The organism is Dysgonomonas sp. 521, from assembly GCF_010501055.1.
Lineage (GTDB): Bacteria > Bacteroidota > Bacteroidia > Bacteroidales > Dysgonomonadaceae > Dysgonomonas.
The window spans coordinates 5,948-19,526 of the sequence record NZ_QVMO01000022.1 but is presented as its reverse complement, the minus strand read 5'-3'; the positions used below and the strand labels follow the sequence as shown (position 1 = coordinate 19,526).

The 13,579-nt window shown below is 40.6% G+C and carries 13 protein-coding genes; 9 read left to right on the top strand and 4 right to left on the bottom strand.

Annotated features, from left to right (window positions below; translation table 11 throughout):
* Positions 1-162: 162 nt before the first annotated feature.
* The 7 genes from yajC to pheT all read left to right on the top strand — a co-directional run bounded on the left by yajC (position 163) and on the right by pheT (position 7,391).
* Positions 163-501: a preprotein translocase subunit YajC gene (gene yajC, locus D0T84_RS08390; protein WP_163307436.1), complete on the top strand. Its 339-nt coding sequence runs from the start codon at positions 163-165 to the stop codon at positions 499-501.
* Positions 502-540: 39 nt separating this feature from the next.
* Positions 541-1,539 carry a YbbR-like domain-containing protein gene (locus tag D0T84_RS08385; RefSeq protein WP_163307435.1) on the top strand — a complete coding sequence of 333 codons (999 nt, stop codon included), beginning with the start codon at positions 541-543 and terminating at the stop codon, positions 1,537-1,539.
* Between the two features lie 18 nt (positions 1,540-1,557).
* Positions 1,558-2,139 carry a dephospho-CoA kinase gene (gene coaE, locus D0T84_RS08380; protein WP_163307434.1) on the top strand — a complete coding sequence of 194 codons (582 nt, stop codon included), beginning with the start codon at positions 1,558-1,560 and terminating at the stop codon, positions 2,137-2,139.
* Positions 2,140-2,148: 9 nt separating this feature from the next.
* On the top strand, positions 2,149-2,799 hold the full coding sequence (locus D0T84_RS08375; protein ID WP_163307433.1) for a carbonic anhydrase: 651 nt from the start codon (positions 2,149-2,151) through the stop codon (positions 2,797-2,799).
* Between the two features lie 34 nt (positions 2,800-2,833).
* Positions 2,834-3,733: a metal ABC transporter solute-binding protein, Zn/Mn family gene (locus D0T84_RS08370; protein ID WP_163307432.1), complete on the top strand. Its 900-nt coding sequence runs from the start codon at positions 2,834-2,836 to the stop codon at positions 3,731-3,733.
* Positions 3,730-4,518, top strand: a complete 789-nt coding sequence (locus D0T84_RS08365; protein ID WP_163307431.1) for a metal ABC transporter ATP-binding protein — start codon at positions 3,730-3,732, stop codon at positions 4,516-4,518. Before D0T84_RS08370 ends, D0T84_RS08365 begins: the two co-directional genes overlap by 4 nt.
* Positions 4,519-4,925: 407 nt before the next feature.
* Positions 4,926-7,391, top strand: coding sequence for a phenylalanine--tRNA ligase subunit beta (gene pheT, locus D0T84_RS08360; protein ID WP_163307430.1), 2,466 nt, complete (start codon positions 4,926-4,928; stop codon positions 7,389-7,391).
* Positions 7,392-7,474: 83 nt separating this feature from the next.
* Here pheT and D0T84_RS08355 read toward each other — a convergent pair whose 3' ends face one another.
* The 3 genes from D0T84_RS08355 to D0T84_RS08345 all read right to left on the bottom strand — a co-directional run bounded on the left by D0T84_RS08355 (position 7,475) and on the right by D0T84_RS08345 (position 11,153).
* Entirely contained in the window at positions 7,475-7,735 is a 261-nt protein-coding gene (locus D0T84_RS08355) for a hypothetical protein (protein ID WP_163307429.1), read from the bottom strand.
* Positions 7,736-8,481: 746 nt separating this feature from the next.
* Complete coding sequence (locus D0T84_RS08350) at positions 8,482-9,780, bottom strand: PAS domain-containing sensor histidine kinase (RefSeq protein WP_163307428.1); 1,299 nt, start codon at positions 9,778-9,780, stop codon at positions 8,482-8,484.
* 5 nt (positions 9,781-9,785) lie between these two features.
* On the bottom strand, positions 9,786-11,153 hold the full coding sequence (locus D0T84_RS08345) for a sigma-54 dependent transcriptional regulator (protein ID WP_163307427.1): 1,368 nt from the start codon (positions 11,151-11,153) through the stop codon (positions 9,786-9,788).
* 376 nt (positions 11,154-11,529) lie between these two features.
* On the opposite strand from D0T84_RS08345, the gene D0T84_RS08340 reads away from it, so the two are divergent.
* Positions 11,530-11,679, top strand: a complete 150-nt coding sequence (locus D0T84_RS08340) for a hypothetical protein (RefSeq protein WP_163307426.1) — start codon at positions 11,530-11,532, stop codon at positions 11,677-11,679.
* Between the two features lie 46 nt (positions 11,680-11,725).
* Here the strand turns inward: D0T84_RS08340 and D0T84_RS08335 are convergent, their stop codons facing one another.
* Positions 11,726-13,210: a TolC family protein gene (locus D0T84_RS08335; RefSeq protein WP_163307425.1), complete on the bottom strand. Its 1,485-nt coding sequence runs from the start codon at positions 13,208-13,210 to the stop codon at positions 11,726-11,728.
* A 240-nt stretch (positions 13,211-13,450) separates the two neighbouring features.
* Here D0T84_RS08335 and D0T84_RS22885 point away from each other — a divergent pair, with 240 nt between their 5' ends.
* On the top strand, positions 13,451-13,579 hold the full coding sequence (locus D0T84_RS22885; protein WP_255495214.1) for a hypothetical protein: 129 nt from the start codon (positions 13,451-13,453) through the stop codon (positions 13,577-13,579).

Genomic DNA, 13,579 nt, shown 5'->3' with positions numbered 1-13,579 from the left:
TCATAAAGCCATTTCAAAATATTCACTTATATTTGCAGAATATAGGATGCGTCCCGGCAACTTCAAGCAAGCTTGACAGCGCTTGGAGTTCACTATATTTGTAAAACATTTTCCGAAAGGAGTTAAATCAGAATAATATAAATCAAATATTAAGGAACAATTATGACATTATTAAATGTATTATTACAGGCTGCTGACGGCGGAGCTGCTCCCGCAGGAGGTCTGTTAGGTGGAAGTACCGGTATGATTGTTATGATGGTATTGCTTTTTGCCATTATGTACTTTTTTATGATCAGGCCTCAACAAAAGAAACAAAAAGCTTTGCAGGAAGCCCGTAATGCTATCAAGGTAGGCGACAAAGTAGTTACAGCCGGCGGTATCCACGGTAAAGTTAAAGAGGTAGGCGAAACATACTTCGTTGTAGAAATAGCAAATGAAGTGAGAATTAAAATTGAAAAATCCTCTGTATTTGTTTCTGCCGAAGATACTCAAAAACAATAAAGATTGACTATTACGGAACATTTTAATCGCGTATAGCTTATGAGCGATACTGACGATAATGAAATACTAGCACAAAAGGTCAGGACTTTTTTCAAAACAATTCCGTGGAAAAAGATTCTGACCTTTATGTTTTTTGTGTTGTTATCTTGTATATTCTGGATGATGCAGGTGTATCGGCAGAAATATGAGGGTACGCTCGCTATACCCGTAAAGTATGTGAATGTACCCGATAGCATCGTCTTCGAAAATGAGCTGCCCGATGTAGTATATGCCCGTATTAAGGATGACGGGGCAACATTGTTCCGGTATTACCTTACTAAACGCAACGACTCGCTGGCAGTCGATGTCAGGGATATAATAAAGACATCGCAGGAAAAAATAATCCAGGGGCGCAACTTTGAACAACTCATCAGGTCTAAACTATTTGTTACCTCCGAGTTGATTAGCTATTCACCGACACGTATGTCATACACGTATGCATTGCTCCGCAGTAAGAAGTTATCCGTAATATACAATGGCAAGGTAAACCTGGAGGCCGGATATATGCTTGACGGAGATTTGACAACCGTACCGGATTCGGTTATGGTGTACGGCAGCCGTGCCGCTTTAGGTACCCTATTCTATGCATATACGGTTCCCGATACATTGGAACATGTAAAGTCCAAGAAGAGTATCAAGGTAAAGATGAACCCTATTCCGGGTGTAAAATACGTACCGGATGAGGTAGAACTGAATGTGCCGGTAGATGAATTTACATTGAAAAAGGTTGAGGTGCCTATCGAATGTATAAACCTGCCTAACAATCTGGATATAAAATTCTTCCCCTCATCGGTTACCATTCCTTTCTACGTAGGCTTAAAGCGGTTTGATAATATAACCAGCGATAATTTCAGGATTACGGTCGATTATAATGATATAAAGGATTTAAATGACTTGAACGACATGTCTATCCCTGTGCGTATAACGGAAAGCCCTGACTATATCCGTACACAGATACCTGTTCCTGCCGAGGTGGAATTTGTATTGGAACAACGATAAGTTTACTTTATACAGAAAATGATAAAACTAGGCATAACAGGTGGTATAGGTAGCGGTAAATCAACCGTTTCGGAGATATTCTCCCTTTGTGGCGTACCTGTATATATCGCCGATATAGAGAGTAAGAGGCTGGTTGCTACATCTCCCATAATCAGGGAGAAGCTGATCCAGCTCTTTGGCGATGAGTTGTATGATGGTAATGTATTAAACAAAGCATTGCTTGCATCCCATATATTTAATGATAAGGAAAAGCTGGAGACCGTAAACGCGATCATCCATCCCGAAGTAGGAAAGGATTTTAACCGTTGGCTTCAGAGACATTCGCTGTGCAAGATTGTTGCACATGAGGCTGCCATCCTTTTCGAATCGGGTTTTGATAAAATGATGGATAAAGTAGTAATGGTATATACTCCTCTGGAAGTCAGGATTCAGCGAACGATGTTGCGCGACAACCTTCCCCGTGAAAAGGTAGTGGAGCGTATCCAAAATCAGATGCCGGATGAAGAAAAGCTAAAACTTTCGGACTTTGTAATTGTTAATGATAATACAAAATCATTAATAGAACAGGTAACGACCGTTTTGGAACAACTCGATAATTAGCAATAAAGGATGCAAATAGAAGAATCATATCAGAAAATATTCGCGGAGAACAGGAAATGGGTAGAAAACAAGAATAAGGAAAATCCGGATTTCTTTGCTCATCTTGCCAAAGAGCAGAATCCTGATTATTTATATATAGGCTGCTCAGACAGCCGTGTGCATGCCAATGAAATAATGGGGCTACAACCCGGAGAGGTATTCGTCCACCGGAATATAGCCAATATGGTGGTAAATAATGACCTGAATGTATTGTCTGTTATTAACTATGCCGTCGAACACCTCAATGTAAAATATATCATAATCTGCGGACATTATAATTGTGGAGGGATAAAGGCCGCTATGCAACCCAAGGATTTAGGAATACTGAACCCCTGGCTGCGGAATATCCGCGATGTATATCGCCTGCATGAGAAAGAACTGGATGCTATTCCCGATGTAGTGGACCGTTACAACCGCTTGGTAGAGATAAATGTGTATGAACAATGCCTGAATGTCATAAAAACGGCGGAAGTTCAAAAGTCATATCTGGAATCGGGCTATCCGCGTGTGGCCGGCTGGGTATATGATTTGAATGACGGAACTTTAATCGACTTAAAGATTGACTTCAGGAAAGAACTGAACCGTATCCGTAAGATATATGACCTTACAAAAGGAGAATAATAAATTCAAATTCCATAATAAATAAAGCAAATAGATGAAATATATATTAACGGTATTGTGTCTTACCTTATCCGGCTTTATATTTTTACAGGGATGTAAGCCGTCCAAGGCCAATGATACAAGGACGCTTGCAGTTACGATAGAGCCTCAGAAATATTTTTTGGAAACGATCACAGGCAACCATTTTGATGTGACGTGTATCGTTTCATCGGGGATGAATCCCGAAAGCGCTGATTTTAGCCCTTCTCAATTGATGAACCTGGATAAGAGCGTTGCTTATTTCAAGATCGGATATTTAGGAATAGAAAATTCCCTGGTTAACAAAGTAGCCAAAACAAATCCCGAACTGAAAATTATAGAGTGTTCCGAAGGCATAGAACTTATTGGCGGCGTATGTACCCATACTCATGACGGGGATGATGACCATGCTCATCATAACGGGCATGCCGGAGGAGATCCTCATACATGGAGCTCGGTCGCATCCACTAAGGTAATCGTAGAGAACATGTATAAAGGGCTTCTGGAAATAGACAAGGCTAATGAGGCGGATTATACAATCAATTACAATAAACTCATCGGCGAGATCGACACCACGGATAGTATCATTAGATCGTATCTGGAAAAAGCGCCGAGTAAGGCTTTTATAATCTACCATCCGGCTCTCAGCTATTTTGCTAAAGAGTATGGACTGACTCAGTATTCGATAGAGAATGACGGTAAGAACCCTTCTCCGGCACAACTGAAAGAACTGATTGATAAAGCTAAAGCTGAGGGTGTTAAGACCGTCTTTATCCAACAGGAATTTGATACCAAAAATGCGGAAACCGTTGCCGAAGCTATTGGCGGAACGATTGTGCCTATCAATCTGCTTTCCTACAACTGGAGTGATGAAATGATTAAAATAGCAAAGGCTCTCGCACAGGAAAACGAATGAGTAAGATTCTCGAAATAAAAGATCTGTCGGTAGGGTATGAAGATAATCCGTACGTTCTTAAAAATGTCAGTCTGGATGTTTTTAAGAATGATTTTTTGGGTATTATAGGCCCGAATGGGGGAGGGAAGACCACGCTGTTGAAAACCATACTGGGACTGGTTAAACCTGTTTCGGGAGATATATCTTTTTTCGGGAACGGAGTAAAGGCTGACAAGATAAATATCGGTTACCTGCCGCAAATCAATCAGATTGATAAGAAATTTCCTATATCTGTCTTCGATGTTATTCTGTCCGGACTGACAATCAAGAAGAACAGTATTTTCTCGCCTTATACTAAAGAACAAAAGGAACAGGTGAATATAATCGCCCGTCAGATGGGATTAGATAAGCTGGTAGACCGTCCTATAGGAGCATTGTCAGGCGGGCAGCTGCAACGTACGTTACTGGGTAGGGCTATCATAGATGAACCCGATTTATTGGTGCTGGACGAGCCCAACTCTTATGTCGACAAACGTTTCGAAAGTAATTTCTATAAGCTGCTCGAAGAAATAAATAAGAGTACAGCCATCATACTGGTGTCTCACGATGTAGGTACAGTAATATCGCTTGTAAAGAATATCGCCTGCGTGAATGAAGGCTTACATTATCATTCGGGAACGAATATCTCTACCGATTGGCTCGAAAAATCATATAACTCCTGCCCTATAGAGATTGTCGGACATGGAGATTTTCCGCATCGTGTACTAGAGAAGCACGAAGGTTGCGATTGCTGCAAGGAGGATTAGCTTTTACTTCTTACTTCTTACCTCTATTATTTGATTATAAACAGTTTCTAAGAGTTTTTTTTAACAATTAGCCGGTATTGTATAGCCCGTTGTCGCCTTCAGAAAGAAGTAACAGGGAATTATTAATAACCAAATGAAATTTATTTTGTATTTTTGACAGACTTTTTTGAATAAGAGTCTGTTTAAATTTTATAGCAAATCTTTTTTATAGCTATTTTTAAATGGATTTTCTCATTTTTGCCAGCAGGTTTAGCGGGCTAAACCAAAAGCAAAAAGGGAATTGAAAATCGGCGGAGCCAAAAAGACGCTAAAAAGAGCATAAAAAAATTGCTAAGAACTATTGACCAGAACCTGTAATAAAAATTTTCGCTAAAATTTAAACAGGCTCTAAATAATAACATTAATATATGAATATCTCGTACAACTGGTTAAAAGAATATCTCGATTTCGATTTATCGCCACAGGAAACTGCTGACGCACTGACATCTCTGGGCCTGGAAACAGGCGGAGTAGAAGAAGTGGAAACAATAAAAGGCGGACTGGAAGGACTTGTTATAGGAGAAGTGCTTACCTGTACTGACCATCCGGACTCCGACCATCTGCATATTACAACTGTAAATGTAGGACAGGGCGAACCCCTGCAAATAGTATGCGGGGCTCCGAATGTTGCCGCAGGACAAAAAGTTGTAGTTGCTCTGGTAGGAACAAAATTATATTCGGGAGAAGAATCCTTTACGATAAAAAGATCCAAGATCAGAGGTACGGAATCTTTCGGTATGATTTGCGCCGAAGATGAAATCGGAATAGGCACAAGCCATGCGGGAATCATTGTTTTACCTGCTGAGGCTAAGGTGGGTACTCCGGCTAAAGAGTATTACAATATAAAAAGCGAATATATACTCGAGGTAGATATCACCCCAAACCGCATAGACGGAGCTTCACACTTCGGGGTAGCCCGTGATCTGGCTGCTTATCTCAAGCAAAATAAGCTGAAAGGGGTACTAAAGAAACCTTCGGTAGATAAATTTAAAATAGATGAACCGGACGGCGGCACACCTGTAAGGGTGGAAAATACAGAGGCCTGCCCACGCTATTCGGGTATAACTATAAAAGGCGTAAAAGTAACCGAAAGCCCCGACTGGCTGAAAAACAGGCTTACATCCGTTGGCTTACGGCCTATAAACAATGTGGTGGATGTGACCAACTATGTATTGCAAGAGCTGGGACAACCACTTCATGCTTTCGATGTGGCTCATATTTCGGGAGGCGAAGTAATCGTAAAAACATTACCTGAGGGAACCAAATTTGTAACACTCGATGAAGTAGAACGCACCCTTAGCGAGCGGGATCTGATGATCTGTAACGATAAGGAAGGTATGTGTATCGGAGGTGTATTTGGAGGTCTTAATTCCGGTGTTACCGAAAGTACAACCGATGTATTCCTCGAAAGCGCATATTTTAATCCTACATGGATACGTAAATCGGCACGCCGTCATGGATTAAATACCGATGCGTCGTTCCACTTCGAACGTGGCTGCGACCCTAACGATACCATCTATGTAATGAAACGCGCAGCCCTGCTTATACAGGAAGTAGCCGGAGGTAAGCTTACCGGACCGATACAGGATGTTTACCCCAATCCGATCAGCAAACCGGTAGTAGAACTGTCTTGTGACAAGGTAAACTCGCTGATAGGCAAAGGTATAGAAAAAGAAACCGTTAAATCCATCCTGGACAGTCTGGAGATAACAATAGACAAAGAGACTGAGGATACTCTCACCATTTCCATCCCTACATACAGGGTAGATGTATTGCGCGATGTGGATGTTATAGAAGATATACTGCGTGTATACGGATACAACAATATTGAGATAGGAGACAGTCTGAAATCGAACCTTTCGTATGAAACACCGACAGACAAAAGCTATGACCTGCAAAACCTTATATCGGAACAACTGACAGGGGGCGGCTTTAAAGAGATAATGAATAACTCACAGACAAAGGAATCCTATTATATAACTTCCGAGTTATTCCCTATTTCAAGCAGTGTACGTATAATCAATCCGTTGAGCACCGACCTGAGCCTTATGCGCCAGACGCTTATATATGGCGGACTGGAGAGCATAGCCTATAACCGTAATCATCAGAACCCTGATATTAAGTTCTATGAGTTCGGCAACTGTTACTTCTATGATGCTTCTAAAAAGGTAGAAGGCGAGAATCTGAGAGAATATACAGAAGAATTCCACCTCGGACTTTGGCTTAGTGGCAATAATATCAGCAACAGCTGGGCTGCTACTGATGAAAAAACGTCTGTATATCAGCTAAAAGCTTATGTGGAAAATATACTAAGCCGTCTGGGCATTCCTGCAAGCAGATACGATTATGTACAGACATCCAATGAGATGTTTAGCGCCGCGCTCGACATACAGGCTAAGGGAAAAGGTAAATCGCTGGGTACGCTGGGTATTGTAAGTAAAAAGCTGCTGAAAGTACAGGATATTAATGCTGAAGTATTCTACGCGGAACTCAACTGGGATACCCTGATGAAGGAAATAAGAAAACACAGTATCACTTATACTGATATTTCTAAATTCCCTGCCGTCAAACGCGATCTTGCCCTGCTGCTGGATAAGAATATACTGTTCGACCAGATAGAGAAAATAGCGTATAAAGCCGAGCGGAAGCTTTTAAAGAATGTATCATTGTTTGATGTATATGAAGGGAAGAACCTGCCGGAAGGAAAGAAATCTTATGCGGTTAACTTTATACTACAGGATGACGAAAAGACCCTGAATGACAAGCAAATTGACGCTATCATGCAAAAGATACAGAGATCAATGGAAAGTGAACTGGGGGCACAATTGCGGTAGCAGCCCCTCCCATCCTCCCCTTGGGGAGAAGCCTTAGCCCCTCCTTTGGAGGGGTTGGGGAGGCTTCTTTTTGATTGTTAATCTTAATTATCTGTTTCTTTATACCATTTGTTCAGTTGTCCGTTTACAAAAACGAAGAACCAATGGTTTTTATATTTATCCACATACTCCAGCGTTTGGTCTCCATTGCTTTTTTGGTCTACAACCGAATATTTTTCTCCCATCAACGAAACGATCTCACGTTGAGTCATACCCAGCTCTACTTGTTTCAACTGTGTATTGTAAACCGGACCACAAGCAGCAAGAGTAACTGCGATAAACAAAGCAAAAAATAACTTCTTCATAATATAATAGTTTTTATTAAGGTCTCAGACCTATTATTGTTTTTGTATTTGTAAGTAGAGAACAAGGTCAGCCCATATCTCCGAATGCGTCATTAATTGAAAATCGGCGAAGCCCAATTCTATTTATTACTTATTTATTAGATAAACGCTTAACAAATCCAATTGGTTCGCAACTAGTAGGAAACAAAAGTACCTAAAAATATTTATTGTTTTAAAAATAAAAACGGATATGCTATGATAGAGTATAAAAATTGGAGAATGTTCACATATCATAATCCATCGTTGCTTTTTTATTTTTTTAATTAGAGTTTATATTCAATAAAAGAGTAAGATGCATATTTTTAGGAGTTTTAGTTGCCACGACTTTCAAGTCTTGGATAATAATACAGATAGAAAACGACTTTAGTCAAAACATTTTGGCTAAAGCCATTATCTGATTAGACTATTATCCTCCAGCTAAAGCAGGAGGCAATTAAATCACAGAGAATAAACCATATATAATCTTATTGAATATAAACTCTATTATCTATTTAGAATAAATCATTCCGTCAGGAATGATTCGCTCGGTAGAAAAGAGAATTGTCTACAAGAGGACGCATTCCGATAGGAATGCAACCAGTTTCCGTATCTTATTTTCTACCAAGCAATAATGTATAACGATATTCAGTACACTGTTTTGTTTCTGCAATTATCATCTGAAAATATTGCTTTAATTTTTACAGACTACTTTAAGTGATATCAAAGGACTAGAATTCTATTTCGAACTTGGTCCAGCCATCGTTCGAGTTTAGGTCAAACTTGCAGTGATGGTTTATCAGTACTTCACGGACAAACATTAGCCCAATCCCCTGTCCTGTGGGTTTAGTAGTGAAGAATGGCGTAAATAATTTCTGTTTCACTTCTTCGGGTATGACAGGGCCATTGTTTTCTATGGTGACGGAAAGAGGACTGGATGTTGTTGTAATATTTATACTCCCATCCGAATTGATTGCCTCATACGCGTTTTTGACAATGTTGACGAGGACCTGCTCAAATTGTATGCTGTCAATATGGACGATATCCTTACCTGTTGTCAGGTTCAAATTCAGATTTATATTCCGGCGTTGGCATTCTATCCGGGTCAATGATTCTACAGAGCGTGCCAATTCATTAATGCTGACGCCTGATAGCGAAGGCTCAGGTATCTTTACCACTTCCGCGAAGTTGCTGATAAAATGCCCCAGATGCTTGCACCTGTCGAAGGAAGCATCCACTGCGGGAAGAACGTCTATCAGTTCATTCTTTTCGTTTTGCCGTAATATATCAGATATAACATTGAGGGTGGAACTCACGGCTCCTACCGAATTGTTTACCTCATGCGCCATCATACGGATAATATTTTCGTATGATTTCTTTTCTATTTTCAATAACTCATGCGTTAGTTCTTCAATCAGGATAAAGGGATGCGCGAAGCCCCTGTCTATGAACGATGAACGTATGCAACGAAACATTGTTATACCCGAGCTGCGGATAACAACATCATCATCTTTACCCAGCCTGCCTAACTGTTCGCCTATATTTATACCCGATTCTCCTAACCTTTTTCCTTTGACATCATCTATACTCTTAATATTAAGCAGCCGCAGGCATGATGGGTTTATCTCGGTTATCTTATCATCAAAGTCGAGTATTATTACACCTTGGGGAGAGGCTTGTATCAATAAATCGAGAAAATGATTTTTCTCCCTTACCTGAAGACGTTCATCTTTCAACTGATCCATCATCCTGTTGAAGATTTCGATTAGCTTATTAGCCTCGCTATTGGCTATGGGGCGAAGGCGGGTAGAGAAGTCCTGCTCTTTAAGCAGCTCCATTCCGTCCGAAATAATCTGGTATGGCTTAATAAGCCTGTAGTATAATAGTATGAAGAAAATAATAGCGATAATGCTGATTCCTTCGATGAGCAGGAACTTGTACATGTCCGACCTGAAGAACATCAGCCCTATAAATACTAAAGAGCCAAATACTATGATGGCTAATATCCAAAATAAAATTTTCGACTTCATGCCTGTCAATCGTAAGTATTCATCCCATATTTCTCAAGCCTTCTGTAAAGCGCCTGCCTGCTTACACCGAGGGCAGTAGCTACTTTCGACAGGTTACCTCCATATAATTCCATAGCTTTTACAATCATGTTCTTCTCCAGTTCATCGAGCGGATAGATAGAATCCGGAAGACTGGCAAACGTATTGGGAATTTCAATATATTGGTCTTTAAAATCACTGTCGGTAATCAGGTGCTTACCCGAAACGAGAATAACCCTGTCTACCAGATTCTTTAGTTCCCTGATATTACCAGGATAAGGTAATTTCTTCAGAAAATCGATAGCTTCGGATGTAAATTCAATCTTATCCAAACCATTGATTTCAACTTGTTTTTTAGCAAAATAATTAGCCAGCAGAGGAATATCGTCTATTCTTTCACGTAGGGCAGGCACACGAATGGTTATCAGGTTGATACGATAGAATAAATCTTCGCGGAATGTACCCTTTGAGACCATATCCGCCAGATTCCGGTTAGTAGCGCTGATGACGCGTATATCGACCTGCTTCTGTTTACTATCCCCCAGAGATTCGAATGTTTTATCCTGTAAGACCCTTAATAACTTTACCTGGCAGGCGGCGTCCAGTTCCCCTATTTCGTCAAGAAAGATACTCCCTTTATTTGCCAGTTCGAACCGTCCAACCCTATCGTAATGCGCATCTGTAAATGCTCCTTTCTTATGCCCGAACATTTCGCTTTCGAACAGGGACTGAGATATTCCCCCCAGATTAACCTTTACAAAAGGCGCTTTCTTGCGGTTGCTGTTTTCGTGTATGGCTTCGGCGATCAGTTCTTTACCTGTACCGCTTTCGCCGGTAATAAGTATAGACGCGTTTGTTTTGGCTACACGCGAAATTGTGTTGAAAACATTTTGTAGCAGGGGGGATTTCCCTATAATTTTATCGTAGTGGAAAGTATCCCCATTATTTCGTGCAATACTGTTCTCTACGCTATCTTTCTCGCTTCCGTCTCTTAATTCTATGGCAGTCTGAATCGTACTCAATAGAGACATATTGTTCCAGGGCTTGGTCACAAAGTCGAAAGCTCCTGCCTGAATACCCCTTACAGCAAGGTTGATAGAGCCCCAGGCTGTGATGAGGATAACAGGCACACCGGGGCAATATATCTTTACCTGCCGTAGTAAGGTTAGGCCTTCTTCTCCGCTTGTACCTTTGGTATAATTCATATCCATAAGGATAAGGTCGGGTGGGGTAGACTTTACGAAATCAATGGCTTCTTGGGGCGTTGACACACTGGCGGTATCATATCCGGCTCTTTTCAGTACGAGAGTAAGAGATGAACGTATGGCAGCATCGTCGTCGCAAATAAGTATCATGAATCTTTATTTTTAATGAATAAAAGTAATAAATTGAATCTATACAATTTCAAAAAGCCTGCATATTTGATTATCGTTAACAAAGATTTCTTTGATTTTTAGTTAGAGCCTGTTTAAATTTTAGCGTCTTTTCCCCTTTTTACTCTTGGTTTAGCCCGCTAATTAGCTCCGCTGACCGTTGGTTCTACTAGCAAAAATGATAAAATCCATCTAAAAACAGCTATAAAAAAGATTTGCTATAAAATTTAAACAGACTCTTAATCATGTGGATTAGTACTCCAATTATATATTGGATTCTTATTGACTTCGTTTCGTTCCGCCTTTATGTTCTTTAATTTATTATGCTGCGCGCAATCACAGATTGCTTGCCTTACTTTTGGCCGAAGTTCCCAAAGTAAGCAAAAAAGCATTGCGCCCCGCTCCGCTGTACGACCCACCATCGGTTTGGCGGCTGACGCCTGATAAGCAGGGTCTATCGTCTGCCTTGACATTGCGTTGCGACTCCAGAACGAAGAGGAGTCTATAATAGTCCAACGATTATACATAAACATAGTTCCAGCTACGGAATCACATTAATCAACCATATTATCATAATTGACTGAAATTTCTTTATTGTCAATAAAATCGTAAAGCGTAAGGCTCCGTATCTGGTAGTAATAAGACCATAGCAGGTACATTTGTTCGATATAGTTGCGTCTGGCTTCGTCCTTTGATGTCTGCGAATCGTTCAGGTTCAGTACGTCTATTTTGCCCAGCACAAAAGCCTCGATAGAGGTATTGTATCTCTGTTGGGCTATAATATCGGTTTCTTTTGCCAGTTCCAGTTGTTTCGACTGGCTGTTGAAATTTTGTACCCGCAGATATACATTCTGATTGAAGTCTATTTGCTCTTTCTCTATCTTTGAATTTTCCACATCGCGGTTTGCTTCGGCTATTTTCACTTTTCCTTTCCCTTTTCCCCAGTCCAGTATCGGCATCTTTATCCCTACATTTACCACCTGATTGTTTCTCCAATGATTACTGTTGAAAGCCTGAGCAAATGTATCTTCCTGTCCCGACATGCCAAACGAAACGAATAGCTTTGCATTCCACCGGTCGGCTTTCGCCTGGCTTACATCACGTGATGCTTCCAGCATCCTCTTTTGTACGTTTTGGGTAAACGGATTGTTTGCCCTTGCCAGGCTAACAACTTGAGGATATGACAGAAACGGCGTTTTGTTCAACATGCCTTCGGGTATAACGGGCTTTATAACAACATCTTCGCCATACCCGAGAAAAGAGCGTAACTGGAACATCCTCGAATTCAGTGAGGCCTGTGCATCCGTGAGGTATGATTCTGCCTTTAACAGCGAGACCCGTAGTTGCAGGAGGTCGTTCTCTGATATTTGTCCGATTTTTCGCCGTGCTTCGGCTATCGTATAAAGTTTTTCCGTATTCTTTAAGTTTTGTTGGGCTATCTCCATATTTATTTGTCCTAACAGTAAGTTGAAATAGTACTGGATAGCTGTATTCGACACATCTTCCATGTTAGCGACTAATTGTTGCTTCGCCGCCTGATATTTCACAGGTTCTATTTTTTGCAGCCATTTCACACGGTTGAAGCCGAATATCGGTTGTTCCAGTGTTATAGATGCTGGTATTCCCATATATCTGGTAGAACCGTTGTCTCCATATTGCTGCAAGCGTTGGAAGCTGCTTTCGAGCGAGACTGTAGCTCCTGTCAGGGGAATATTCTGGGTAACGGATATTCCGGCGTCTATAGTGCTGTAATCGTTGCTTACGAATGTATATGTTCCATCCGAATTCTGAAAAGCATTGTACGACTTGGAATAATAGGGTAGGGTAGTGTTCAGTGTGACCTCCGGCAACAATTCCGCCTTGTATGTCTTATATTCCCAATAACTCGATTTGTATTGGTTGCGTGCTACAACGGCGTCTACCGATAATGAAACACCACGTTGAATGGCATCGGTAAGGCTTACTACTATAGTATCCTGGGCATGTAGTGTGCCGGATAGAAAGAGGAATAATGCTATAATGGAATATATCTTGTTCATACCTTGAGAATTATAATGGTGTTACTTTTTTACTCAATTTGCCTCTTGATTACTGTTTGCATAAACTGTTTATAGTCATGTATTTATATAGATATTTATAAAAAGGTGACAAACTAAACAAATGTGACAGCTTTTTTATTGTTTTTTATCTGTCACCTTTTTTTATCACGTTTAACTTGATTACTGGAAACGTTCTTTAATTTTCTATCTGCGCGCAATCACAGATTGCTTACCTTACTTTTGGCCAAAGCTCCAAAAGTAAGCAAAAAAGCATTGCGCCCCGCTTCGCCGTACGACCCACCATCGGTTTGCCGGCTGAATGAAGTGATGAAAGATTCATCATTCTACAGATTGGGAAATCTTGCTTAA